Annotated in this window: 24 protein-coding genes and 1 tRNA gene; 12 read left to right on the plus strand and 13 right to left on the minus strand. The window is 65.6% G+C overall.

Annotated elements, in window-relative coordinates; translation table 11 throughout:
* The first annotated feature begins 318 nt into the window (after positions 1 to 318).
* Positions 319 to 3,090: a TonB-dependent receptor gene (locus V3596_RS01190; RefSeq protein WP_334275756.1), complete on the plus strand. Its 2,772-nt coding sequence runs from the start codon at positions 319 to 321 to the stop codon at positions 3,088 to 3,090.
* Between the two features lie 43 nt (positions 3,091 to 3,133).
* Here the strand turns inward: V3596_RS01190 and V3596_RS01195 are convergent, their stop codons facing one another.
* The 5 genes from V3596_RS01195 to V3596_RS01215 form a co-directional block, all read right to left on the minus strand.
* Positions 3,134 to 4,297 carry a hypothetical protein gene (locus tag V3596_RS01195; protein ID WP_334275757.1) on the minus strand — a complete coding sequence of 388 codons (1,164 nt, stop codon included), beginning with the start codon at positions 4,295 to 4,297 and terminating at the stop codon, positions 3,134 to 3,136.
* Positions 4,298 to 4,312: 15 nt separating this feature from the next.
* Positions 4,313 to 4,720 (minus strand): hypothetical protein, encoded by a 408-nt coding sequence (locus V3596_RS01200; protein ID WP_334275758.1) that lies wholly within the window; start codon positions 4,718 to 4,720, stop codon positions 4,313 to 4,315.
* Positions 4,721 to 4,885: 165 nt separating this feature from the next.
* Positions 4,886 to 5,308 carry an acyl-CoA thioesterase gene (locus V3596_RS01205; protein WP_334275759.1) on the minus strand — a complete coding sequence of 141 codons (423 nt, stop codon included), beginning with the start codon at positions 5,306 to 5,308 and terminating at the stop codon, positions 4,886 to 4,888.
* A 10-nt stretch (positions 5,309 to 5,318) separates the two neighbouring features.
* Positions 5,319 to 5,963: a YceH family protein gene (locus tag V3596_RS01210; protein ID WP_334275760.1), complete on the minus strand. Its 645-nt coding sequence runs from the start codon at positions 5,961 to 5,963 to the stop codon at positions 5,319 to 5,321.
* A gap of 19 nt (positions 5,964 to 5,982) precedes the next feature.
* A complete protein-coding gene (locus V3596_RS01215; RefSeq protein WP_334275761.1) occupies positions 5,983 to 6,765 on the minus strand; it encodes an SDR family oxidoreductase in 783 nt (260 codons plus the stop codon).
* A gap of 223 nt (positions 6,766 to 6,988) precedes the next feature.
* Here V3596_RS01215 and V3596_RS01220 point away from each other — a divergent pair, with 223 nt between their 5' ends.
* From V3596_RS01220 to V3596_RS01235, 4 genes are all read left to right on the plus strand, one after another.
* Positions 6,989 to 7,942: a TAXI family TRAP transporter solute-binding subunit gene (locus V3596_RS01220; protein ID WP_334275762.1), complete on the plus strand. Its 954-nt coding sequence runs from the start codon at positions 6,989 to 6,991 to the stop codon at positions 7,940 to 7,942.
* Positions 7,939 to 9,963 (plus strand): TRAP transporter permease, encoded by a 2,025-nt coding sequence (locus V3596_RS01225; protein ID WP_334275763.1) that lies wholly within the window; start codon positions 7,939 to 7,941, stop codon positions 9,961 to 9,963. Before V3596_RS01220 ends, V3596_RS01225 begins: the two co-directional genes overlap by 4 nt.
* Complete coding sequence (locus V3596_RS01230; protein WP_334275764.1) at positions 9,960 to 10,364, plus strand: DUF1850 domain-containing protein; 405 nt, start codon at positions 9,960 to 9,962, stop codon at positions 10,362 to 10,364. The genes V3596_RS01225 and V3596_RS01230 overlap by 4 nt, the downstream gene beginning before the upstream one ends.
* Positions 10,365 to 10,443: 79 nt before the next feature.
* Positions 10,444 to 12,129, plus strand: coding sequence for an electron transfer flavoprotein-ubiquinone oxidoreductase (locus V3596_RS01235; RefSeq protein ID WP_334275765.1), 1,686 nt, complete (start codon positions 10,444 to 10,446; stop codon positions 12,127 to 12,129).
* A 32-nt stretch (positions 12,130 to 12,161) separates the two neighbouring features.
* Here V3596_RS01235 and V3596_RS01240 read toward each other — a convergent pair whose 3' ends face one another.
* Both V3596_RS01240 and V3596_RS01245 read right to left on the minus strand, forming a co-directional pair.
* Positions 12,162 to 12,602, minus strand: a complete 441-nt coding sequence (locus V3596_RS01240) for a GNAT family N-acetyltransferase (protein ID WP_334275766.1) — start codon at positions 12,600 to 12,602, stop codon at positions 12,162 to 12,164.
* Positions 12,602 to 13,216 (minus strand): FMN-binding negative transcriptional regulator, encoded by a 615-nt coding sequence (locus V3596_RS01245; protein ID WP_334275767.1) that lies wholly within the window; start codon positions 13,214 to 13,216, stop codon positions 12,602 to 12,604. The genes V3596_RS01240 and V3596_RS01245 overlap by 1 nt, the downstream gene beginning before the upstream one ends.
* Positions 13,217 to 13,290: 74 nt before the next feature.
* On the opposite strand from V3596_RS01245, the gene pdxR reads away from it, so the two are divergent.
* The 3 genes from pdxR to V3596_RS01260 all read left to right on the plus strand — a co-directional run bounded on the left by pdxR (position 13,291) and on the right by V3596_RS01260 (position 16,195).
* A complete protein-coding gene (pdxR, locus tag V3596_RS01250; RefSeq protein ID WP_334275768.1) occupies positions 13,291 to 14,763 on the plus strand; it encodes a MocR-like pyridoxine biosynthesis transcription factor PdxR in 1,473 nt (490 codons plus the stop codon).
* 101 nt (positions 14,764 to 14,864) lie between these two features.
* A complete protein-coding gene (locus V3596_RS01255; RefSeq protein WP_334275769.1) occupies positions 14,865 to 15,665 on the plus strand; it encodes a DUF72 domain-containing protein in 801 nt (266 codons plus the stop codon).
* On the plus strand, positions 15,662 to 16,195 hold the full coding sequence (locus V3596_RS01260) for a hypothetical protein (protein ID WP_334275770.1): 534 nt from the start codon (positions 15,662 to 15,664) through the stop codon (positions 16,193 to 16,195). The genes V3596_RS01255 and V3596_RS01260 overlap by 4 nt, the downstream gene beginning before the upstream one ends.
* A 65-nt stretch (positions 16,196 to 16,260) precedes the next feature.
* Here V3596_RS01260 and V3596_RS01265 read toward each other — a convergent pair.
* The 6 genes from V3596_RS01265 to cysS all read right to left on the minus strand — a co-directional run bounded on the left by V3596_RS01265 (position 16,261) and on the right by cysS (position 22,156).
* Positions 16,261 to 16,353 (minus strand) — tRNA-Ser (locus tag V3596_RS01265).
* A gap of 47 nt (positions 16,354 to 16,400) precedes the next feature.
* Positions 16,401 to 17,672, minus strand: coding sequence for an aspartate kinase (locus tag V3596_RS01270; RefSeq protein WP_334275771.1), 1,272 nt, complete (start codon positions 17,670 to 17,672; stop codon positions 16,401 to 16,403).
* Positions 17,673 to 17,782: 110 nt separating this feature from the next.
* Entirely contained in the window at positions 17,783 to 19,063 is a 1,281-nt protein-coding gene (tilS, locus tag V3596_RS01275; RefSeq protein ID WP_334275772.1) for a tRNA lysidine(34) synthetase TilS, read from the minus strand.
* A 4-nt stretch (positions 19,064 to 19,067) separates the two neighbouring features.
* Positions 19,068 to 20,039, minus strand: coding sequence for an acetyl-CoA carboxylase carboxyltransferase subunit alpha (locus V3596_RS01280; protein ID WP_334275773.1), 972 nt, complete (start codon positions 20,037 to 20,039; stop codon positions 19,068 to 19,070).
* A gap of 85 nt (positions 20,040 to 20,124) precedes the next feature.
* A complete protein-coding gene (locus V3596_RS01285) occupies positions 20,125 to 20,775 on the minus strand; it encodes a DNA-3-methyladenine glycosylase family protein (RefSeq protein WP_334275774.1) in 651 nt (216 codons plus the stop codon).
* A 4-nt stretch (positions 20,776 to 20,779) separates the two neighbouring features.
* Positions 20,780 to 22,156, minus strand: a complete 1,377-nt coding sequence (gene cysS / locus V3596_RS01290) for a cysteine--tRNA ligase (protein ID WP_334275775.1) — start codon at positions 22,154 to 22,156, stop codon at positions 20,780 to 20,782.
* A 238-nt stretch (positions 22,157 to 22,394) separates the two neighbouring features.
* Between cysS and V3596_RS01295 the strand changes: the two genes are divergently transcribed.
* The 4 genes from V3596_RS01295 (at position 22,395) to V3596_RS01310 (ending at position 24,858) form a co-directional block, all read left to right on the plus strand.
* Positions 22,395 to 22,940 carry a tetratricopeptide repeat protein gene (locus V3596_RS01295; protein ID WP_334275776.1) on the plus strand — a complete coding sequence of 182 codons (546 nt, stop codon included), beginning with the start codon at positions 22,395 to 22,397 and terminating at the stop codon, positions 22,938 to 22,940.
* A 67-nt stretch (positions 22,941 to 23,007) separates the two neighbouring features.
* Positions 23,008 to 23,601 (plus strand): peptidylprolyl isomerase, encoded by a 594-nt coding sequence (locus V3596_RS01300; RefSeq protein ID WP_334275778.1) that lies wholly within the window; start codon positions 23,008 to 23,010, stop codon positions 23,599 to 23,601.
* Positions 23,598 to 24,101 carry a peptidylprolyl isomerase gene (locus V3596_RS01305; protein WP_334275779.1) on the plus strand — a complete coding sequence of 168 codons (504 nt, stop codon included), beginning with the start codon at positions 23,598 to 23,600 and terminating at the stop codon, positions 24,099 to 24,101. The genes V3596_RS01300 and V3596_RS01305 overlap by 4 nt, the downstream gene beginning before the upstream one ends.
* Positions 24,088 to 24,858, plus strand: coding sequence for a UDP-2,3-diacylglucosamine diphosphatase (locus V3596_RS01310; protein WP_334275780.1), 771 nt, complete (start codon positions 24,088 to 24,090; stop codon positions 24,856 to 24,858). Before V3596_RS01305 ends, V3596_RS01310 begins: the two co-directional genes overlap by 14 nt.
* Positions 24,859 to 24,862 lie beyond the last annotated feature (4 nt).

Below are 24,862 nucleotides of genomic sequence, written 5' to 3' on the forward strand. Positions count from 1 at the left end.
ACAAGAGCCTGCAAGTAACGGCGGCGGACAGGGACGGTTCGGGTTTGCATGGCCGCATCTTGTCAGCCCCCGCCCTTGCCCACCAGCGGGAAAGGCCGGACCGGTGCCGGCTTGGGCGAGGCGCGCAAGTGCATGTCGCTTTGAAGCAAGGCATTTCCTGGCACCCAGCTGCCGCTTTACGGCTTTGCGACAACTTCTTGCGAGCAAGTGCGCAGGCCGCCAAAACCCCATAGGCAAGCGGCAAAGCCCGCTCCTAGAGTCGCGGCCATTCCTGCTCACCGCCCTCCTTCCAACCCCTCTTCAAGGCAAGACCCACTCATGACGCCTCAACGATTCTTCAAGCTGCAGACGCTGGCCCAGGCCGCCCTGCTCCTGGCTGCCACCGTCTCCGTCCAGGCCCAGGAGGCCAAGCTGGAGCGGGTCGAAGTGACCGGCTCCAGCATCAAGCGCATTGACGGCGAAGCCGCCCTGCCGGTCGAGACCATCAAGCGCGCCGACATCGACAAGCTCGGCGTCACCACTGCCGCAGAACTGCTGCAGAAGATCACCTCCAACGTCGGCGGCCTGACCGACGGCGCGTCCATCAGCGACCAAAGCGGCGGTCAGCGCGGCTTCAACGGCGCCAACCTGCGTGGACTCGGTGTCTCCAGCACCTTGGTGCTGCTGAACGGCCGCCGCCTGGCCAACTTTGCCAGCCCGGGTGACGACGCCGGCGTCGACTTGAACAGCATCCCCTCCGGAGCCATCCAGCGCGTCGAAGTGCTGAAGGACGGCGCCTCGGCCATCTACGGCACCGACGCCATGGGCGGCGTGATCAACTTCATCACCCGCAAGGACTTCCAGGGCGCCAACTTCAACGTCTACGGCCTCAAGACCGACGAAGGCGGCGGCGGCAAGAAGACCGCGACCCTCGGCGGCGGCTTCGGCGACCTGCGCAAGGACCGCTTCAACGTCTTCGCCACGCTGGACCTGCAGAAACTCGACGAGCTGGATGCCTCGCAGCGCAAGTTCATCCGCGAGTACAGCCTGCCCACCCGCCTGCCACCGCAGGCGTCGAGCAACTCCTTCCCGGCCAACGTCGACCTCTCGAGCGCCCAGCTGACCGCGCTGAACAACTTCGTTCGCGCCAACCCGGGCACCGCGCTCAAGGGCACGAACGCCGACGGCACCTGGAACCCGGGCGGGCCGAACTCCGGCTCGCGTCGCGTGAGCTTTGACAAGGCCAGCTGCACCGGTGCGCCCAATGCCAATTTCGTCGACGGCACCAGCCTGGGTGGCCGTGAGGGCTGCTCGTACGACTACGTGGCGGGCTCGCAGATCTACCCCAAGGCTGACAAGCAGAGCCTGCTCGGCCGCTTCACGGCGCAGCTTGACGATGACAACCAGGTCTTCGCCGAGGTGATGCTGGCCAAGGCCGAGACGGACTACGCGGCCTCGCCGGCGACGGCACGTTTCCGCACCAGCTCGGGCATCGCCCTGCCCGCGTCGCTGCAGGCCGTCACCGGCGTGACCGGAGCTGTGGACTTCCGCTTCCGCCTGGAGGACGCCGGCAAGCGCACCAGCCGCGTGGAAAGCGACGCCAGCCGCCTGGTGATCGGCGCCACCGGCAACATGGCCGGCTGGGACTACGACACGGCCCTCAGCCAAAGCGTGAACAAGGCCACCGACACCGACCTGTCGGGCTGGGTATCGCTGACAAAGCTGGAAGCCGGCCTCAAGGCGGGCACCTACAACCCGTTCGTGAAACCCGCCGACCGCTCGGCCGGCCAGGCCTTCATGAACTCGATCCGCCTGGACGGCGCGGCACGCATCAGCAAGGGCACATCGACGAGCATCGACGGCAAGCTGACCCGCGCCCTGGCCGCCCTGGAAGGCGGCGACCTGATGCTGGCCTTGGGTGCCGAGCTGCGCAAGGAGAAGACCGAGTTCCGCGCCACCGACGTGCTCAAGGGCAACGATGTCAACGGCGACCGATCCAGCTCGGGAGAACTGCTGGCCGACACCAGCCACTCGCGCAACGTGGCTGGCATCTTCGCCGAGCTCAGCGCGCCGATTACCAAGGAGCTCGAAGCGCAGATCGCGCTGCGTCACGACCGCTACAGCGGCGTGCACGACGCCGCCACCAACAAGACCTCGCCCGACCTCAGCACCACCAACCCCAAGCTCGGCCTGAGCTGGAGGCCCAGCAAGCAGCTGCTGACCCGCGCCTCCTACGGCACCGGCTTTCGCGCACCGACAGTGTCCGAGATGTTCCTGCCGCTGCGCTCGGGCATCACCGCCAGCTTCGTGCGCGACCCAGTGAGCGGCGAAGTCGGCCAGCTCGCCATCGACCGCTATTCCAACCCCGAGCTCAAGCCCGAGAAGTCCAAGCAGGCAAGCCTCGGTGTGGTGTTCGAGCCGATGCGCAGCCTGACCGGCAGCATCGACTACTGGAGCATCCGCAAGTCCGACATCATTTCGCAGATCGGCGAAGAAACGATCTTCACGACACCCGCGCTCTACAACGACCCCAAGGTCGTGGCGCGCTTCGATGACGGCTTCGTCGACTACATCACCGTCAAGAAGGAGAACCGCGGCAAGCTGAACACCTCCGGCTTCGATGTGTCGTTGAACTGGCGCGGCGAGGAGACCGGCTTCGGCACCTTTGGCGCCGGATTCAGCGGCACCCTGATCACCGAGTACAAGTTCGCCACCGACCCGCGCTCGCCGCTGGTCGACGGCCTGGGCAAGTTCAAGGATGACAAGGCCGTGCAGCGCTGGCGCCACAAGCTCAACCTGGACTGGGACTACGGCCCGGTCAGCCTGACGGTGACCAACACCTACCTGGCCGGCTATCGCGACCAGAACGTGGACGGCCTGGCCGCGCCCGAGTGGAACAACCGCGACGTCAAGCCCTACTCGCTGTGGGACCTGAGCGCGAGCTACCGCTTCTCGCCAGCCCTGCGACTGCGTGCCGGCGTGTTGAACCTGCTCGACACCGCGCCGCCGTTCACCAACCAGTCGCGCTACTTCCAGGTGACCTGGGACCCGACCTACGGCGACCCGCGCGGCCGTTCATTCTTTGCAAGCCTGAGCTACAGCTTCCGCTGAACGGGCCAAGGCCCGGCCCTGCTGCGCAGGGTCGGGCCTGCCTTCATTTCATCAATGTGGGCTTGCTTGCAAAGTCCCAGCTGAGCTTCATCAGCACCGAGTTCTTGGCGGCATCCAGGCCGGTGTCGCGGCCCGCACCCAGGGTCAGGTACAGGTCCTTGTCCAGGCGCTTTTCGAAGCCCAGGACCGCGCGCTTGCGATCTGCGAACGCGTGACCACTGGCGTGCGAACGCAGGGTCGAGTACTCCGCAATGAAGGCGCCCGATTCGCTGCCCCAGCGCAGGTTCAGGCCCACCAGCTCTTGCCGCGCCAGCGTGCTGACGCCGAGCGTGGATTTGGCGCTGGCATTGGAGTTGCGGCGCCAGTGCGCGGTGAGCAACCAGCCGACATCGTCATTGCCGTCCTCGGCCTTGGCGGGGGCCGGCGAGCGCCCGCCGCCGCCCAGCGCCGCGGTGAACCACACCACGTTGGAATCACCCGCAACGCCCGTTGGCAAGGCCGCGCCATCTTCCAGAGAAGCGACTGAGCGGCCAAAGCCCACGGCGACCATGGACTGGTTCCAGCGGGTCAGCGCGGTCTTGATGGCCTTGGCGCACTTGAGCCGGGATGCCTCGTCTTCTGCGGTGTAGTCGGGGGTGGGCATGGTCGTCTGGCCCGTCTTGTTCATTTCCGCAAGAGCCTTCTCGAGAGCCTCTTCCCTGACAAATGTCTGTGCAGTGGCCAAGCAGGACTCAACGCGAGACTGCTGCAAGGCCTCTTGGTAAGCTGGTGCATACAGAATGGTTTGCAGGCCAAGGGCGGAACGCGCCACATCCTTGTCCGATTTCACCTTGGTTGCGACGGACAAGGCCGTACGCGCCCATGCTCCCATCAGCGGGTCCTTGAGCTGACCCCAGTCGAGCTTGCCTATGGCCATCGCCGGAATGAACTCGGCCGACACGGCATTGGCCACCTTGCCATTGGCGTCGAAGGCCCGCCCGACCTGGGCTGAGAACTCGCGCAGGCTGGACAGGCGCGGCACGTTTTCTCCGGACGCACCGAGCATGAAGGCAGCCACCGAGGTGGTGATCGGCATGTCGACATGCGTGCCCTTGATGGTCTCGCTGAGTGTGGTGGGCTTGGGCTCATCAGCCGCCAGCACACCACTCGAAGCCAACGACATCAGCGCGAAAGCAGATCCGGAACAGGCATGGATCCATGTTTTCATGACAGCGCTCCCGGCTTACTGCGCGTCGACGTTGACCACGCCGACAAGACCGCTGGACATCGACTCTGAAAGCGTCTGGGCACCGCCGAAATCGGAGACCACGGCCCCGTTCCCAGCAAGGTAGAAGCTCAGCTTCAACGTCGAGGCAGAGACATCGATCAGCTGAAGATCGCCCTTGAAGCTCAGGCCGTAGCGCATGCCCTTCACAGCCTGGAAGGACACGGTCATGCCGTCGAAGGTGTCGGGGTCGTTGTCGAGCACCTTGCTGTCGACCACTTGCCAGTTGGCCTTGCCAATGGGGGTGCGAAAAACGCGCACTCCAAGCCTGGCCAGACCCGGCCAGGGCACCACCATGCCAAACGTCAGGGTTCCGGGCGCGCAGGCGCGCAGGGTCTTGTCTGTGAAATCAAGTACGGTCGCCATTGCAAACTCCTTGCGTCAAGAGATGGCGAGGATTCTTTTGCAATGAACAGAGGCGGCCATCCATCTTTGAGACGAGAAGACACGCTGCCGTCCGCAGGGTTGTGGAATACGGCCCGCTCGGTGCGGGGGTAGGCCTTGGGCTGCCAGGGCGCGAATGCCCGCGGCTCAATCCTCGATATGCCGGCGCAGCCAGTCGGGCAACGGCGCCGACTTCTGCGCTGGGAAATCCATCCACACCGTGGTGGCACCGCCGGCGGCGCAGATCACGCCCGGCTCGCCCACCCGCTCCAGCGTGATCCAGCAATCAAAGCTGCTGCGGCCCGGGTTGCTGACGTAATGCTTGGCCAGCACCTCGCCCGGATATTCCAGCTGCTTGTAGAAATTGCAGAAGGTGTTGACGATCACCGGCCCTTCGCCGGCTGGGTTGGGCGCCGCGTTCAAGGACTCCAGCCACTCGACCCGCACGATCTCAAGGTAGCGGAAATAGATCGTGTTGTTGACATGACCCATTGCATCCATGTCGCCCCAGCGCAAGGGGATGCGGGCCTCGTGGACCAGCTTCTTCTGCTCGGGGATTTCAAATCTCATGGGGTCCTGCTCATGCGATGCCCAACTCCGCCTTGATCTGCGCAATCTGCGCTTTCAAGGCCTCGATCTCGCCAGCCTGGCGCGCCTGCTCGGCACGCAATTGCAGAAGCTCGTCATCCCGCGAAGCTGGCTCGCCGGGAGCGGCAGGCACGGCATCAAACACCTCGCCGCAAAGCAGATGCGCCCAGCGACTTTCGCGCGCGCCCGGGGCTCTGGCCAGCTTGATCGCCAGCGGCGGCTGGCGCTCCGACAGCTCGACCAGGAAGGCCTCGACCGACGAGATGTCGGCAAAGCGATGCAGCCTTTCCGTGTTGCTGCGCAACTCGGCCGCCGTCTGCGGGCCACGCAGCATCAGCAGCGTGAGCAAGGCCTCGGCCTGCCCCGGCACATTGATGCCCCGGCGGAAATTGTGTTCATAGCGCTCGACCCGGCTGCCACTGACGCGGTTCACCAAGCTCATGCCCCGCAGCTCGTCGAGCGCGCGCAGCACCTCGTTCTCACCCGCGCTCATCACCGGGTCGCGGGCGGTCTTCTGATTGCAGCCCATCGTCAGGGCGTTCAAGGACAGCGGATAGCTGTCGGGCACGGTGAATTGCTTCTCGACCAGGACGGCCAGGACCCGCGCTTCCAGCGCGGTCAGCACACGAAGACTCATTGACTCAAACTCCAAAAACTCAGACGCCGAAGCCGTCGTCGGCCTGCAATACCGCGCCATTGATGAAATGGCTCTCGTTGGCGCACAGCATCAGCAGCGCCGTGTCCAGGTCCTGCGGCTGGCCGACGCGCTTGCGCGGCAACAGCTCGATCAGCTTCCTGCCCTGTTCGGTACCCCAGTGGTGGTGGTTGATCTCGGTGTCGATATAGCCCGGGCAGATGGCGTTCACATTGATGCCGTACTTGCCCCATTCCAGCGCCATCGCGCGTGTCATGTGGATCACGGCGGCCTTGCTCATCGAGTAGACACCGATCTGGCTCAAGACGCGCAGGCCGGCCATCGAGGCGATGTTGACGATGCGACCGCCCGTGAAGGTGCCGGGCGCAGAGCCGCGGGCGCGTGCCAGCATGCGCTTGCCCACCTCCTGGGCCACGAAGAAGGCGCCGCGCACATTGGTGTCCATCACGAAGTCGTAGTCGTCCGCGCCGACATCGGTGAGCTTCTGCGTGGTGCTCACGCCGGAGTTGTTGACGAGGATGTCGATCGTGCCCATCTCGGTCTCGGCATGCGCGATGGCCGACTTGATGCTGTCGAGATCGGTGACGTCGAGCGCCACCACATGGGCATCGCCGCCCTGCGACTCGATCTCGGCGCGCAAGTCCTTCAGCTTCTCGGTGCGCCGGCCCGCCAGCACCACGCCGGCCCCGGCCTTGGCGAGGGTGCGCGCGAACTGCGCCCCCAGGCCACTTGAAGCGCCGGTCACCAGGGCGACGCGCCCTTCCAGATCAATGCTGTAGCTCATCGCCTTGTCCTGTGAAAGCCTGGAGGAAACGATAGCACGCGCCCTGCACCGTGCCGACCTCAATCCGCATGCTGCAACTGACGCTGCGACATCCAGAAGCCTCCCGGCCCGGGCAAGCATTCGGCCGCGGCGCCAACGTGGAACTACCAATTCTTTGCCCCCGCAATCGCACTAGAGTCGTACCCAGCCCCGGCGCCTGACCGGGCGACCACAGGAGACTCCGATGCAACTGACTCGCCGCACCCTGACTCTGTCCGCAGCCCTGAGCTGGCTGACGCCCGCCGCCTTCGCCCAGCAGAAGTTCATCACGGTGCTGACCGGTGGCCAGAGCGGCGTCTACTACCCCTTGGGCGTGGCGCTGTCGCAGATCTATGGCAAGGCCCTGCCCGACGCCAAGGTCACCGTGCAGGCCACCAAGGCTTCGGCCGAGAACCTCAACCTGCTGCAGGCCGGCCGCGGCGAAATCGCCTTCACGCTGGCCGATGCCTTGTCCGACGCCTGGAAGGGCGACGCCGAAGCGGGCTTCACAGTGCCGCTGAAGAAGTTGCGCGCGGTCGCGGGCATCTATGCCAACTACATCCAGATCGTGGCCAGCGCCGACGCCGGCATCAAGACCCTGGCCGACCTGAAGGGCAAGCGCATCTCGGTCGGCGCTCCGAAGTCGGGGACCGAGCTGAATGCCCGCGCCGTGCTGAAGGCCGCGGGCCTCGCCTATGCCGACTTCGCCAAGGTCGAATACCTGCCCTTCGGAGAATCGGTGGAGCTGATGAAGAACCGCCAGCTCGACGTGACCCTGCAGTCGGCGGGCCTTGGCGTGGCCTCGATCCGCGACCTCGCGGCGGCGGTCAAGATCGTCATCGTGCCCATTCCTCCCGAGGTGGTGGCCAGGGTGGGCGACGCGGCCTACCAGAGCGCGCCGATCCCGGCCAACACCTACGCCGGCCAGGCCGCCGACGTGCCGGCCATCGCGGTCAAGAACTTCCTCGTCACCCATGAGGGTGTGGCGGCCGACGCTGTGTATGCCATGGTCAAGTCGATGTACGACAACCTCGACACCCTGGTGGCTGCCCACAACGCCGCGAAGGGCATCCGCAAGGACACCGCGCTGGGCGGCACGCCGGTGCCGCTGCATCCGGGCGCTGAAAGGTACTTCCGCGAAGCGGGACTGATCAAGTGATCGCCGGCAGCACGCCGGACGCACAACTGCAGGAACCCGGCCATGCCGGGGGCTTCAGCGGCGCGCTGTTCTGGATTGCCGTCATCTTCTCGACCTTCCAGATCGTCACGGCCGCCTTCAGCCCGCTGTCGAGCTCGGTGGTGCGGGCGGTGCATGTCGGCTTCCTGTTGCTGCTCACCTTCACCCTGCATCCGCCGCTCAGGCGCGGCTGGCTGGGCTGGATCATGGGCAGCCTGGCCTTCGCGGCGGGGCTCTACCACTGGGTGTTCGAGGCGCAGCTGGTGCAGCGGGCCGGCGAGCTGACGCGGGCCGACATGGTGGTGGGCGTGCTCAGCATCGTGCTGGTCTTCGAGGCCGCACGGCGCATCATGGGCCTGGCCCTGCCGCTGATCTGCCTGGCCTTTCTCGGCTATGCGCTGTTCGGCGAGCATCTGCCCGGCGCCCTGGCACACCGCGGCTTCGGACTCGACCAGGTGGTGTCGCAACTGGGCTTCGGCACCGAGGGCCTCTACGGCACACCCACCTACGTCTCCTCGTCCTACATCTTCCTGTTCATCCTGTTCGGCTCCTTCCTGGAGCAGGCCGGCATGATCACCCTCTTCACCGACTTCGCGCTCGGCCTGTTCGGCCATGCCAAGGGTGGGCCGGCCAAGGTGGCCGTGGTGTCGTCCGGCCTCATGGGCACGATCAACGGTTCGGGCGTTGCCAATGTCGTGACCACCGGCCAGTTCACCATCCCGCTGATGAAGCGCTTCGGCTACAGGGCTTCGTTCGCCGGTGGCGTGGAGGCCTGCGCCAGCATGGGCGGGCAGATCATGCCGCCGGTGATGGGCGCCGTCGCCTTCATCATGGCCGAGACCATCAACGTGCCGTATGTGGAGATCTGCAAGGCCGCGGCCATTCCGGCGCTGCTGTACTTCCTCACCGCGTTCGTGATGGTGCATCTCGAAGCCGGCCGTGCCGGCCTTGTCGGCCTGCCCAAGGAGCAGTGCCCCAACCCCTGGGCCGCGCTGCGCCTGCGCTGGTACCTGATCCTGCCGCTGGCGGTGCTGGTGTGGCTGCTGTTCGCCGGCTACACGCCGCTGTTCTCGGGCATGGTGGGGCTGGCACTCACCGTGGTGCTGATCTTCGGCGCCGGGCTCACGCCGCTGCTCGGGCGCCGCGTGCTGCAGCTGCTGTTCTGGGTGCTGATCGGGCTGGCCGCGTCGAGCTTCTTCCGCTTCGGCATCCTGGCCATCATGCTGCTGTGTGCCGTGCTGGGCACGGCGCTGTGGTTTGCCAAGGGGGGCCGCGACACGCTGCGCCTGGCGCTCGGTGCGCTGGCCGACGGCGCGCGGCATGCGCTGCCGGTGGGCGTGGCCTGTGCGCTGGTGGGTGTGATCATCGGCTCGCTGACACTCACCGGTGCGGCGACCTCGTTCGCCGGCATGGTGATCCAGCTCGGCCAGGACAGCCTGCTGCTGAGCCTGCTGCTGACGATGCTGGTCTGCCTGGTGCTGGGCATGGGCATACCGACCATCCCGAACTACATCATCACCAGTTCGCTGGCCGCGCCGGCCCTGCTGCAGCTGGGCGTGCCGCTGATCGTCTCGCACATGTTCGTCTTCTATTTCGGCATCATGGCCGACCTGACCCCGCCGGTGGCGCTGGCGGCGTTCGCGGCCGCGCCCATCGCGCGCGAATCGCCGATGAAGATCGGCCTGCAGGCGATGCGCATCGCGATAGCCGGCTTCGTGGTGCCCTTCATGGCGGTCTACGCGCCGGCGCTGATGCTGCAGGGCGGCACCTGGTGGGACACGGCCTATGTGGTCGTCAAGGCTGTGCTGGCCATCCTGCTATGGGGCGGCACGGCCATCGGCTACTGGCTCGTGCCGTTGGCCTGGTACGAGCGCGTCTGGGCCTTCGTCGCCGCGGCCCTGCTGATCTCCGCCGTGCCGCTGACCGACGGGATCGGGCTCCTGATGACGGCGGCGCTTGTGCTTTGGCATGTGCCGCGCGCGCGGCGCATCGCGCCTGCGTGAGCACGGCACTGCTGGCCCTGTGCCTCAGCGCCGGCGCACTGCGGGTCGAGCTGCCGATGTCCAGTTTCACGCTGCGCTGGCGGCACTCGATCGAGAAGACCGAATGGGCCGAGGACTACGAACTCGCCGGCGACTGGCTGCACCTGTCGCAGGCCCGCATCCGCGGCTCCGGCGCAGGCATGGAGCCGCCGGCCGGTGCGGTGCTGCTGCACGGCGTCTGGCATTACCGCCCGACCGAACGCTGGCATCGCGAACTGGTGCTGGCGCGCTCCGGCTTCGTGCCTGACTACGAGCTCTGCACGGCGGCGGGATGCCGCCCCCTCACGGACTGGCTGCCGCTGGACCACGACGCAGAGGGTCCGACGGTGTTGCGGTCTTGTCCCCTTCGCCACAAAAAATAGCACGACCGTTCTATTTTTTGTGGGCGCCAGTAGAATGCGCCGCCAACGAGAGACAGCAGTACTTCACAGGACCTCCTACATGACCTCCGCAGAACTCCTCGCCCAATTCGGCCCCCGCGAAAGCATGGAATACGACGTGGTGGTCGTGGGCGGCGGGCCGGCAGGCCTGGCCACCGCCATCCGCCTGAAGCAGCGCGCTGCCGCTGACGGCAAGGACATTTCCGTCGTGGTGCTCGAAAAGGGCTCCGAGCCTGGCGCCCACATCCTCTCTGGCGCAGTGATGGACCCGCGGGCACTGAGCGAGCTGATCCCGGACTGGAAGGCTCAAGGTGCGCCCCTGGGTCAGGCCGTGACCGGCGACGACATCCTGTTCCTGTCCGAAACCGGATCGACCCGCACGCCCGACTGGCTGGTGCCGCGCAATTTCCACAACGACGGCTGCTATGTCGTCTCGCTGTCGAATGTGGTCAAGTGGCTGGCCACGCAGGCGGAAGCCCTGGGCGTGGAGATCTTTCCGGGCTTCACGGCAGCCGAAGTGCTGTATGACGAACAGGGCCGGGTCAAGGGCGTGGCCACCGGCAATCTCGGCATCGGCAAGGACGGCGCGCCGCACGATGGTTTCCAGCTCGGCATGGAACTGCTGGGCAAGTACACCGTGTTTGCCGAAGGCGCACGCGGCCATCTCGGCAAGCAGTTGATCGCCAAGTACCAGCTCGATGCGGGCAAGGACCCGCAGACCTACGCCATCGGCATCAAGGAACTGTGGGAAGTGCCGGCCGACAAGGCCAAGCCTGGCCTCGTGGTCCACACCGCCGGCTGGCCGATGACCGACGACACCTTCGGCGGCGGTTTCCTGTATCACCTGGAAGACAACAAGGTCACGCTCGGCTTCGTGATCGGTCTGGACTACCAGAACCCGTACATGAGCCCGTTCGAGGAAATGCAGCGCTGGAAGACCCATCCGGCCATCGCCGCCCATATCGAGGGCGGCAAGCGTATCGGCTACGGGGCCCGCGCCATCAACAACGGCACGCCGCAAGCCCTGCCCAAGACCGTGTTCCCGGGCGGCGCCCTGGTCGGCTGTGATGCCGGCTACCTGAACGCCGCGCGCATCAAGGGCAGCCATGCCGCCATCAAGTCCGGCATGCTCTGCGCTGACGCCATGGCCGATGCGCTGTTCGCCGGCCGCGCGCAAGATGAGCTGGCCGCCTACCCCACGGCCTTTGAAGCGAGCTGGCTGAATGAAGAGCTGCAGCAGACCCGCAACTTCAAGCTGTGGTTCAAGAAGGGCAAGCTCACCGGCCAGCTGATGACCGGCATCGAGCAATGGCTGCTCCCCAAAGTCGGCGTGCAATCCCCGCCCTGGACCCTGCATGGCAGCAAGCGCGACAACGAGTGCCTGCTACCGGCGGCGCAGTGTCAGCCCATCAACTATCCGAAGCCTGACGGCAAGCTCAGCTTTGACAAGCTCTCGTCGGTGTTCATCTCGAACACCAACCATGAAGAGAACCAGCCTGCCCACCTGACCTTGAAGAACGAGGGCGTGCCCGTCGCGGTCAACCTGGCCAAGTACGCCGGCCCCGAGGGCCGCTACTGCCCGGCCGGTGTCTACGAATTCATCAAGACCGATGCCGGCGAAGACAAGCTGCAGATCAATGCGCAGAACTGCGTGCACTGCAAGACCTGCGACATCAAGGACCCGACGCAGAACATCGTCTGGGTCACGCCAGAAGGTGGCGGCGGCCCGAATTACGCGGGCATGTGATCGAAGGGCGGCCGCGGTCGCCCTTTTCGTTTCTACAAGCTGTAGTCGTAGCGCAGGAAACCCCGGTGCTGGCCCACGCGGTCGTAGAGGCCCCGCGCGCGCGCGTTGTCCTGGTGCGTGAGCCAGTAGTAGCGCGCAGCGCCTCGAGCACGCGCCGCTGCAGCCACTGCTTCGATCAGCGCTGCGGCCACACCCCGCCCGCGCGCAGCCTCAGCCACGAACAAGTCCTGCAGATAGCAGACCGGGCCGCTCCAGGTCGAGGCATGCATCAGGTAATGCGCCATCCCGACCAGCCGGCACTCATCCAGGAGCACCAGGCCGTGGACCTCGTTGGCAGACAGCAGCCGCTGCCAGGCCAGCTCGTAGCCGGCGTCGTCCAGCTCGGTCTCGTAGAACTGCTTGTAGCCGCGCGCGAGCTGCTCCCAGCCGGCACGGTCACCGGGCTGCGGCGGACGGATCTCAAACGCAGTCATCAGATGCCCAGCCTTTCCATCCACGACACCATGTCCTGCCCTCGCGCGCCCTGCCCGGCGAAATGCGCGCGCAGCCGCTCGCGCTCGCTGGCAGCGCGGTTCTGGCTCAGCTTGGCCTTGGCCTCCCAGCGCGTGACGCGGATGCGGAAGCCGACGATGGCGCCAAGCAACTTCTCCTTGTAGTCCTCCGGCAGCTCGATCCATTGCGCCGCATACCCGGGCTCATGGCGGGCGATCAGACGCTTGAGCAGGTGATCCTTGGCGAGTGGCGCGTCGATCAGCTCGACCTGACCGTAGACATGGACCGCCAGATAGTTCCAGGTCGGCACAGCGAGGTGGGTGTCGTAATGGCTGGGCGAGACGTAGCCGTCCGGCCCGCTGAAAACCGCCAGTGCTTCGCGCTGTTGCGCCAGCCAGGCCCCATGCGGGTTGGCGCGGGCCATATGGCCCTCCAGCCACCAGCCGGATTCATCAGCGCCCCAGCCCAGCGGCAGGTGGCTGACAAAGGAATGCCCTTGTGCATCGGGGCCGATCAGTGCGGCCAAGGGGCGCTCGTCGATCAACTGGCGCGCAAGGTCCAGATCGCTGAGATTGAAGTGCTTGGGGTTGTACATGGGGCCTCGTTCAGTCCTGGCGCGACTTTAGGTTCCAGCTTGGTACGATGAAAGCTCCAATATCTGCCGATTCCATGGAACCAATCGATGCCAGCCTGGGTCTCGACGCAGCCGGCATCGCGCTGCTGCCGGGTACCGCCCTGGGAGCGCAGCTCCACGAGCAACTGAAAGCCCGCATCCTGCAAGGCCAGCTGCCCGCCGCGCTGCGCCTGCCCACCACGCGGGCGCTGGCGGATGCGCTCGGCATCTCGCGCAACACGGTCGTGCGGGTCTATGAGCGGCTGCTGTCAGAAGGCTATCTGCGCACGCGCACCGGCGACGGCACCTATGTGGCAGCGCTGCGCAACACAGCGCCGGCGGCACTCAGCACCGAACAGACGGAGCCGCCACCACCTGACACGCCGATGTGGGCGCGCCTGCAAGCCTTCGAACCCTCAAGCGCTCTCACGGGCCCGCCCCGCGCCTTCCGCCACGGTGTGCCGGCGCTGGAGCTGTTTCCGAGCGAGACCTGGTCGCGCCTGCTGGCCCGCTTCTGGCGGCGCGCCGACCAGCACAATCTCGGCTATGGCGAAGCGCAGGGCCTGCCACGGCTGCGCGCGCTGATTGCCGCCTACCTGAGTCACAGCCGAGGCCTGGTCTGCACGGCCGAACAGGTGATCATCACCGGCGGCGCTCAGCAAGCGATTGCGCTGGCTTCGCTGGCCCTCTTGAAGCCCGGCGACCGAGTGGCGGTGGAGTCGCCTGGCTACCGCGCCGCAGCGGCCGCGCTGGCTCTGAACGGCGCCGAACTGCTGCCGACTCCGGTCGATGCCGAGGGGCTGCAGGTTGGCGCCCTGGAAGCGACGGGCCCTTGCCGACTGGTTCACGTCACGCCTTCGCACCAGTTCCCGTCCTGCGTGGCCATGAGCCTGCCGCGGCGCCTCGCGCTGCTCAATTGGGCGCAGCGCCACGATGCCTTCATCCTCGAAGACGACTACGACGGCGAGTACCGTCATGCCGGTGTTCCCTTGGCACCGCTCGCCTCGCTGGACAGTCATCAGCGCACCCTCTATGTGGGCAGCTTTTCCAAGATCCTCGTGCCCGGCCTGCGGCTGGGCTATCTCGTTGCACCAGCGGCCTGGGCACCGACGCTGGCGCGCCTGCGCAAGCTGCTGGACCGCCATTCGCCGATAGCGGAGCAGACGGTGCTGGCCGACTTCATCGAGCAAGGTCATTTCCTGCGCCACCTGCGCCGCGCCCGGCGCGCCGCCACGCAGCGGCGCGATGCCCTGCTCGATGCCTGGCAGGCGAACTTCGGCGGCGCCCTGCCGCTGGCGCCCATTGACGCAGGCCTGCATGCCTTGCTGCCTCTGGATGAACCGGGCCAGGAGCAGCGCCTCGTGCAGGCGGGCCTGGCCGCCGGGCTGGAGTTGATCGGCATGCGCGAGGTCGGCGGTCTGCCATCGCACAGCAGCCGGGCCGGCATCGTGCTGGGCTTTGCCGCCGTCGCGCCCGAGGTTTTGCATAAAGCGGTACGAACGCTGCACAAGGCCTGGAACAGGGGCTGAAAACTGGCAAGGCTTGACACAGGGCCGATGCGCTTGCGCCGCCACGCCGTGCCCGATAGATTGCCTGCTCCGCAAGCTCCGCAGCAGCAACAGCAGGAATCATGATGAGTGCAAGCAAGATCCGAGTTGGCATCGGCGGCTGGAACTTCGAACCTTGGCGCGACAACTTCTACCCCAAGGGCTTGCCCCAACACCGTGAGCTGGCATACGCCAGCAGCAAGCTCACGGCCATCGAGATCAACAGCACCTACTACAGCTCACAGAAGGCCACGACCTTCGCCAAGTGGCGAGACGAAACGCCCGAGAGCTTCATGTTCTCGCTGAAGGCCTCGCGCTTTGCCACCAACCGGCGCGTGCTGGCCGAGGCCGGCGAATCGGTGCAACGCTTTGTGGAGAGCGGCATTGCCGAGTTGGGCGAGAAGCTCGGGCCTATCGTCTGGCAGTTCGCGCCGACCAAGAAGTTCGATCCGGTCGACTTTGAGGCCTTCCTGAAGCTGCTGCCAGCTGAAGTGAGCGGATTGCCGCTGCGCCATGCCATGGATGTGCGGCATGCCAGCTTCCAGAGCACCGACTACCTGGCCTTGGCTCGCCGCCATGGTGTGGCCACCGTGTTCACCGAGTCCGAAGACCATCCGCCCATCGCCGACGCGACCGGCCCCTTCATCTACAGCCGCGTGATGCGCACCGCGCCCGAGCTGCCGCAGGGTTGCACGCCCGCGGTGCTGGATGGCCTGGCTGCCAGCTGCCGCAAGTGGCAGGCAGGCGGGACGCCCAGTGGCCTGCCCTTGCTCGAGCCCGCGCCGGCAGCCGGCAGCGAGCGCGATGTGTTCCTGTTCTTCATCAGTGGCGCCAAGGAGCGGGCGCCGGCCGCCGCCATGGCCTTGCTTGATCGCCTGGAATGAAACTCATGAAAAGAGTCTGCGTCGCCCTGTTCTGTATCGCACTGCTGGCGTCGCTCGCCGCGCTTGGCGCCTGCTCGACTCCACCACCAGCGCCTTCCGCACCGCTGCCCATTGCCGCCACACCCGACCCCGATCCGCAATGCAAGCTGAGGAATCGTGGCGAAGGATTCGACATGATTGCCCGGCACCGGGCCTGGAGCAATGCTGTGATCGCGCGCGATGTCAAAGCGCTCTCCGAAATCTACGATGATCTGCCCATGCATGCAGAAGGCGTGATGCATGACGCCGCCCAAACGGTACTCACCCGGGACCGCGTGATCACGGAGCTGTTGAACAAGACCGATGGCCAGCGGCTCACGTTTTGGAATTACGGTGCTGGAGGCATACGCTGCGACACCGCGATCAGCATCAACACCCTGACCCTCACCGACGCCAATGGCAACAAGCGCGACGTGACCTACCATCTGACCTGGGCGCGTGTCGGCAAGGACTGGAAGCTACTCGCCCAGTACTTCGGTCAGCAGCTTTAGACGCCCCGCGACCCGGCCAGAAACAGCAAAGCCCCCAGGCTTTCGCTTGGGGGCTTTCCATGTTCTGGCGGAGTCGGAGAGATTCGAACTCTCGATGCAGGTTTTGCCCACATACTCCCTTAGCAGGGGAGCACCTTCGGCCACTCGGTCACGACTCCAGAAGAGCCTCGCAGTATAGCAGCGTTTTTCGTGGCTCTCAGCCCAATCAGGCCGAAACTTCCTGGTCGAGATCGAATGCCTTGTGCAGCGCACGCACGGCGAGCTCCATGTACTTCTCGTCGATCACGACGCTGGTCTTGATTTCGCTCGTGGAGATCATCTGGATGTTGATGCCCTCTTCGCTCAGCGCGCGGAACATCTTCGAGGCCACGCCCACATGCGAGCGCATGCCGATACCGACGATCGAGACCTTGCAGATTTTCGGGTCACCCATCACGCGCGCAGCCTGCACCGCGGGGCCGACCACCTTCTCCAGCAACTCCATCGTGCGCGCGTAATCATTGCGGTGCACGGTGAAGGAGAAGTCGGTCTTGCCGTCTTGCGAGACGTTCTGGATGATGACGTCGATATCGATATTGGCGTCGGCCACCGGGCCCAGGATCTGGAAGGCGATGCCGGGCTTGTCGGGCACGCCCAGCAGGGTCACCTTGGCTTCGTCGCGGTTGAAGGCGATGCCGGACACGACGGCTTGTTCCATGTTTTCGTCCTCTTCAAAACTGATCAAGGTGCCGGACTTGGCTTCCTCGTTGATGTCGATGTCCCAGGGCGTGAAGCTCGAGAGCACGCGCAGCGGCACACGGTATTTGCCAGCGAACTCGACCGAGCGGATCTGCAGGATCTTGGAGCCAAGGCTCGCCATCTCCAGCATCTCTTCAAAGCTGATCGTGTGCAGGCGGCGCGCCTCGGGAACGATGCGCGGATCGGTGGTGTAGACACCGTCCACGTCGGTATAGATCAGGCATTCGTCGGCCTTCATCGCGGCGGCAATGGCCACAGCGGAAGTATCCGAACCACCGCGACCCAGGGTCGTGATGTTCATGTCCTCGTCCACACCCTGGAAGCCGGCGATGACCACGACCTTGCCGGCCGCCAGGTCGGTGCGCACGCGCTTGTCGTCGATGCTTTCGATGCGCGCCTTGGTGTACGAGGAGTCCGTCGCCACCGGCACTTGCCAGCCGGTGTAGCTGACAGCCTCCATGCCTTCGGCCTGCAAGGCGATGGCCAGGAGGCCCACGGACACCTGCTCGCCGGTGGCGGCAATCATGTCCATCTCGCGGTTCAGCTCGGGGCTGCTGGTGGCGGGCGAAAGCTCCTTGGCCAGGCCCAGCAGGCGATTGGTTTCGCCGCTCATGGCCGAGGGCACGACCACCATCTGATGGCCGGCACGCGCCCATTTGGCGACGCGCTTGGCGACATTGCGGATGCGGTCGGTGGAACCCATCGACGTGCCGCCGTACTTGTGAACGATTAGTGCCATTGGAATTCTTTGGAAGCGCGGAATTCGTCGGCGTGCGTCGCTCACTGAACGGCGCACGGATGCGAACCGTCGATTCTAGCTACCGCAATGCAGCATTTACCCGCAGACGGTTACGGCGCGGCGTCAGGAATCCAGCTGAGGCGCAGCTGCGGCGAGCCCGCCTCAGCCAGGTGACGAGCGTCCACTCCAAGGCCCGCCACAAAGACCAGTTCACTGCCGCAAACAAGCATCGGCCCCTGGCGTAGCCAGGCTGGCACCGCACGATCCTGGAAGCATTTCTTGAGGCTGCGCGGCAGCCCTTTTGCGTGCAACTGGAACTGCTCGCCGCCCCTGCGTTCGCGCATCGTCAAGCATCGCAAGACATTTTCCGAAGCCCCTTCGATCTCGGCCCGCTCGACCAACCACGCGCCTTGCCAAGCCGGCTGTGGATAGCGACCTGGCTTGCTGAGGTCGAGTTCAAGTTCGGGGCGTTCGGCCTCTGCGCCGTCTTCGATGAAGCTCAGGCGCGCGCGATAGAGGCGCAAATGCCCACCTGCGCAGGGCCAGCTGCCATGCTCATCAGCCTCGTGAAGCAATCGGGCCACGAGGCTCGCCGGCGCAGGCTGGGCCAGTTGCTCCAGGAGCCAGGCGCGCAGGGCATTGCTGGCGCGGGCTGGCGAGAGCAGTCGCAGGCCGGCCAGGTCAATGCCCAAGTCGTCCTCCAGCGCCTGCAGGTCCTGCTGCGCCATCTCGCGCTGCAAATCCAGCGCCTCCTGTGCCCATTGCGCCGCCTGAGCCAAGGAGGCTTCGGCTTGCGCAAAGGCCTCGCACAAGGCCGGCCAGACCTGCAGGCGCAGACGGTTGCGGGCATAACGAGGGTCGGCGTTGCTGTCGTCATCGACGAAGCGCAGCCCATGCTCTTGCAGATAGGCTTCAACGGCGTCGCGCGGCTGACCCAGCCAGGGCCGAGCCCAGCTCATGCCATCGCGAAACTGCAAAGCTGGCATGGCCGCCTGGCCGGCCGTACCGCCGCCACGCAAAGCCTGAAGCAAGAAGGTCTCCGCCTGATCACGGCGATGCTGAGCGAGCAGGACCAAGTCGGCGCCCTGCTCTTCAGCCATGGCCTGCAGTGCCAGATAGCGTCCCTCCCGCGCCCAGGCCTCGACACTCTGCCCCCCTGCAGGCGCTCCTGCCAAGCGACGGAACGAGAACTGCACCGGCAAGCCCTGTGCCGCCCAGGCCTCGCATTGCGAGCGGCAATGCGCGACCCAGCCGTCGGCGCGCGCACTCAAGCCATGGTGGACATGCAAAGCAAGAACCCGCAGACCCAGTTCCTGGGCACTGCGGGCTGTTGCGTGGAGGAGCGCGGTGGAATCACGGCCGCCGCTGTAGGCCACCGCAACGACCGGCAAGGGCTCAGCGGTTCTTGGTGTCGCTGAAACGGCCATAGGCCTGCAGGCGCTCGTAGCGGCGCTCCAGCAGGGCGTCCGGCTTCAGGTCGCTGACCTGGCGCAGTGCGTCGCCCAGGGCGCGCTTCAGGCTGGAGGCCATCATCTTGGTATCGCGATGAGCGCCGCCCACCGGCTCGCTGATGATCTTGTCGATCAGACCCATGGCCTTCAGACGATGGGCGGTGATGCCCAGCGCCTCGGCGGCCTCTGAGGCACGCGCGGACGACTTCCAGAGGATGGAGGCGCAGCCTTCCGGCGAGATCACCGAGTAGGCCGAGAACTGCAGCATCAGGACCTGATCTGCCACGCCGATGGCCAACGCGCCGCCAGATCCGCCTTCGCCGATCACGGTGGCAATGATGGGCACTTCCAGCTGGGCCATCTCGAAGATGTTGCGACCGATGGCTTCGGACTGGCCACGCTCCTCGGCACCGATGCCGGGATAGGCACCCATGGTGTCGATGAAGGTGAACACCGGCAGGCCGAACTTCTCGGCCAGCTTCATGAGGCGCAGGGCCTTGCGATAGCCCTCGGGGCGCGGCATGCCGAAGTTGCGCAGCGTGCGCTCCTTGGCGTCTGAGCCGCGCTGGTGGCCCACGATCATGCAGGGCTGGCCATTGAAGCGGGCCAGGCCACCGACGATGGCCGGGTCATCCGCGAAGTGGCGGTCGCCGTGCAGCTCCTGGAACTCGGTGAAGACCTCGGCGCAGTAGTCCAGCGTTTGCGGGCGCTGCGGATGCCGGGCGATCTGGTAGACCTGCCACGGCATCACGTTGCCGTAGATGTCCTTGGTCAGCTGCTGGCTCTTCTTGGAGAGGCGGTCGATCTCTTCGGAGATGTCGACGGCCGACTCGCTTTGCACGTAGCGCAGCTCTTCGATCTTGGTTTCGAGCTCGGCGATGGGCTGCTCGAATTCGAGGAAATGTTTCTTGCTCATCCTGCTAGGGTCTCTCAGTGATGATGCCGTCAGGCGGGCGGCACAGAACTCTTGATCAGGTGCCGGGCGCGTGACCCGCCGGCTGTCAGTAATCGACAGGGAGCGGGTCGAGGCTGCGCCAAATGTACCATGTGGCTACCGAGCGGTAGGGAGCCCAGGCGTCGCCCACCTCCCGTGCCTCGGCGCGGGACACCGGCTCGCCGGAGAAGTAGTTTTCGCTGATGCCCTTGAGCAGGCCCAGGTCGTCCAGCGGCATCACATTGGGCCGCATCAGGTGGAAGATCAGGAACATCTCGGCCGTCCAGCGGCCGATGCCCCGGATCGCAACAAGCTCGTCAATGATCGCTTCGTCGTCCATCTGCGTCCATTGGCGCACATGAACCTTTCCGGCCTCGAAGCTTTGCGCCAGGTCCGACAGGTACTCGATCTTGCGCGCGGACAGGCCGACACCCCGCAGCGCCTCGGTTGCCAGGCCCAGCACGGCAGCCGGCTGGATCTTGGTGGACGGGCCCGAGGTCAGCGCCGCGAAACGGTCCCAGACTGCTTGCGCGGCCTTGACCGAGATCTGCTGGCCGACCACCGAGCGGGCCAGCGTCGTGAACGCGTCGCCATTGCTCTGCAGCCTGGCCTCGCCAAACTGCGGGATGAGTTTCTTCATCACCCGGTCGCGCTTGACCAGGTGGCGGCAGGCCTCATCCCAATAGTCCGGGGTCACCCCCGCCGATGTGCGCGCCATCGGCTCAGGCCTTCACCCAGGATGTGCCTTGCGGCGTGTCTTTCAGCTCGATGCCCTGGGCCGACAGCTCCTTGCGGATGCGGTCAGCCTCGGCGAAGTTCTTCGCAGCCTTGGCGGCAGCGCGAGCGTCGATCTGGGCCTGGATCGCGGCCTCGTCAAGGCCGCTGCCGGCCTGCAGATAGGCCTTGGGCGACTGCTGCAGCACGCCCAGGGTGGCCCCCAGGCTCTTCAGCAAGCGGGCGTCGTCCAGCGAGCGGCTGCGGTTCACCTCGGTGGCCAGCTCGAACAGTTGGGCGATCGCGCCCGGCGTATTGAAGTCGTCGTCCATGGCCACCTTGAAGGCGGCCGCCTGCGGGTGGCGCCAGTCGATCTCGCCAGCCTCGACTTCGCCCACGCCGTCCAGCGCCGTGTAGAGGCGGCGCAAGGCGCTGCGTGCATCGTCCAGATGGGCGTCGCTGAAATTGAAGGGGCTGCGGTAATGCGTGCGCAGCATGAAGTAGCGCAGTGTCTCGCCATCGAACTTCTTCAAGACGTCCTGGATGGTGAAGAAGTTGCCCAGGCTCTTGGACATCTTCTCGTTGTCGACATTCAGGAAGCCGTTGTGCATCCAGGTGTTGACGAAGGGATGGCCCAGCGCGCCTTCGCTCTGCGCGATCTCGTTCTCATGGTGCGGGAACTGCAGGTCCATGCCACCGCCGTGGATGTCGAAGCGCTCACCCAGCAGCGCGCAGCTCATGGCCGAGCATTCGATATGCCAGCCCGGACGGCCGGCCCCGAACTCACCTTCGTACTTGGCATCCGCCGGCTCGCTCGGCTTGGCCGCCTTCCAGAGCACGAAGTCCAGCGGATCGAGCTTGCCTTCGTCCACGGCAATGCGCTCGCCGGCACGCAGATCGTCCAGCGACTTGCCGGACAGCTTGCCGTAGCCCTCGAATTTGCGCACCGCGTAGTTCACGTCGCCATTGCTGGCGCGGTACGCCAGGCCCTTGCCTTCCAGCGTGCTGATCATGGAGAGCATCTGCGGCACGTACTCGGTAGCGCGCGGTTCATGCGTGGGGCGCTCGACACCGAGGGCGCCGATGTCGCGGTGCATGGCGGCAATCATTTCGTCCGTCAGCGCGCGGATGCTCATGCCGCGCTCGACGGCGCGCTTGATGATCTTGTCGTCGATGTCGGTGATGTTGCGCACATAGGTGACCTTGAAGCCCGAGGCCTTGAGCCAGCGCTGCACCACGTCGAAGGCCATCATCATGCGGGCATGGCCGACATGACAGAGGTCGTAAATCGTCATGCCGCAGACATACATGCGCGCATGGCCAGGTTCGATGGGAGCAAAGGGCTCGACCGCTCGGGTCAGCGTGTTGTAGATGCGCAGGGACATGGGACTTCTGGTGACCACTTCCACGGCTGCGAAAGCCGACAGAGTGGGAATGCTTCAGTACTTCAGGATGAATCGGGCAGCTTGTGCCGACCCGGCGGCCTCCGGCTGTGGACCAGGGCGTCAATGGCGGCAGCGCCTTAGAATGCCGGTCCAGTATACCGACAGGGGTTTGGCAACGCGCCCGCACTGACCCTGCCCCGGCGTGCGCTTTCGCACCCCAACCGGACGACATCAGACAATGCCCACCTCCCGGCACCTCGCACGGCTCATCGCCACCCTGGCCCTCGCCCTGCCCTTCGCGGCTGGCGCCATCGCGCCCCTGGATGAAGCGCAGGCCCTCTGGCATGCCGGCAAGCAGGTCGAAGCAATCGCGGCTGTCGAGCGCCTGGTAGCCCAGTCTCCGAACGAGGCCCGCCCCCGTTTCGCACTGGCCGTGATGCGCATGGAGCGCGGCGAAACAGACACGGCAGCCAAGCTCTTCACTGCACTGACGCAGGACTTCCCGGACCTGGCCGACCCCTTCAACAACCTGGCCGTGATCCTGGCCGCCCGCGGCGAGCTCGACGCGGCGCACCAGGCGCTGGAGCAGGCCGTGCGCCTGCAGCCGGACCACGTGCTGGCCCAGGAAAACCTCGGCGACATCCTTCTGCGCATGGCGGCCCGTGCCTACGAGCTGGCAGCCAAGCTGCCCAGCGCCACACAGGCACAGGCCGCAGTCAAGCTGGCGCGCTCCCGCGAACTCATTGCCAGCAATGCAGGCAATGCCCGCAGCGACAAGCGCTGAGCCACAATCACCATTCCGCTTGCTGCAGCCATGGGTGCAGCACCGACAGACCGAGACACGATTGCCGATGAAAACCCTCGCTTCCCGGAGCTTGCAAGTCTTCGCTGCCCTGAGCATCAGCCTGGCCTGCAGCGCCAGCGCGCTGGCGCAGACCGTGGTCAAGCTGACCACCACCGCCGGCGACATCCGCGTTGAACTCGATGCCGAGAAGGCACCGAAGACCGTGGCCAATTTCATTGCCTACGTGAAGGCCGGCCACTACAACGGCCTGATCTTCCATCGCGTGATCGAGAACTTCATGATCCAGACCGGCGGCTATACGCCCAAGCTGGACCAGCGCCCGACCAAGCCACCGATCCCGCTGGAAAGCGGCAACGGCCTGTCCAATGTGCGCGGCAGCATTGCCATGGCCCGCAGCAACGACCCGAATTCGGCCACCTCGCAGTTCTTCATCAACACGGTCGACAACCCCGGCCTCGATGCCGAGAATTTCCCTGACGGCCGGGGCTACGCTGTCTTCGGCCGCGTCATCGAAGGCATGGAAGTTGTCGACCAGATCCGCGCCGTGCCGGTGGCACCGTCGCAAAAGAACGAGGCCTTCCAGCACCTGCCCCTCAAGAACATTCTGATCACCAAAGCCATTGTGGAGTCCAAGAAATGAGCAATACCGTCGAACTGCATACCAACAAGGGTGTGATCCGCATTGAACTCGACGTCGAGAAGGCGCCGCTGTCAGTCGCCAACTTCCTGAGCTATGTGCGCAAGGGCCACTACGACGGCACGATCTTCCACCGCGTCATCAAGGGCTTCATGGTCCAGGGTGGCGGCATGGAAGCCGGCATGAAGCAGAAGAGCAGCGACGCACCGATCCAGAACGAAGCCAACAACGGCCTGACCAACGATCACTACACGCTGGCCATGGCCCGCACCAATGCGCCGCACTCGGCCTCCAGCCAGTTCTTCATCAACACCACCAACAACGGCTTCCTGAACTTCAAGTCCGAGACGCCTTCGGGCTGGGGCTATGCCGTGTTCGGCAAGGTCGTTGACGGCAAGGACGTGGTCGATGCGATCGAAAAGGTCAAGACCGGCCGCAGCGGTTTCCACGACGACGTGCCGCTGGAAGACGTGGTGATCGAGCGCGCGGTTGAAGTCGACTGAAGTTCCGGCGTTCGCCAGTCTGATAGCGCCGCCCACATGGACGGCGATCGATCTGCTGTCGGACCTGCACCTCTCGCCCGCCCTGCCGCGCACGGTGGAGCGGCTGCGCCGCCACCTCGCCGAAACGCCGGCCTCGGCGGTGCTGCTGCTCGGTGACGTCGTCGAGGTCTGGCTGGGCGACGACGCCCGCTTCGAGGGCTTCGAGGCGGAAATCACCGCCCTGCTCCGCGAAGCCGCCAGGCAGCGTCCGCTGTTCTACATGATCGGCAACCGCGACTTCCTGGTCGGCGAGCAGATGCTGGCAGACTGCGGCTTGCAGCCACTCGCTGATCCCACCGTGCTCTCGGCGTTCGGACAGCAAATCTTGCTGACGCATGGCGATGCGCTGTGCCTGGCCGACGTTGAATACCAGCGCTTCCGCGCCATGGTGCGCGACCCGGCCTGGCAACAGCGCACGCTGGCCCAGCCGCTGGCCGTGCGTCAGGCTCTGGCCAGGCAGTTGCGCGACGCCAGCCAGCAGAAGCAGGCCGCGCAGGAAACCTATGCCGACCTCGACACCGAGGCCTGCATCGCCTGGCTGCGGGCCGCTGGCTGCACGCAGATGATCAATGGCCACACGCACCGGCCGATGGCGCATGAGCTGGGCCTGGGCCTGCAGCGCCATGTGCTGTCCGACTGGGACTTCGACGGCGAGCAGCCGCGCGGTGACGTGCTGCGCCTGAGCGCAGCCGGCCTGCAGCGCATGCAGCTCGATTGAAGCA

The sequence above is a fragment of the Roseateles microcysteis genome, assembly GCF_036880965.1.
In the GTDB taxonomy this organism is placed as follows: Bacteria; Pseudomonadota; Gammaproteobacteria; order Burkholderiales; family Burkholderiaceae_C; genus JAUASW01.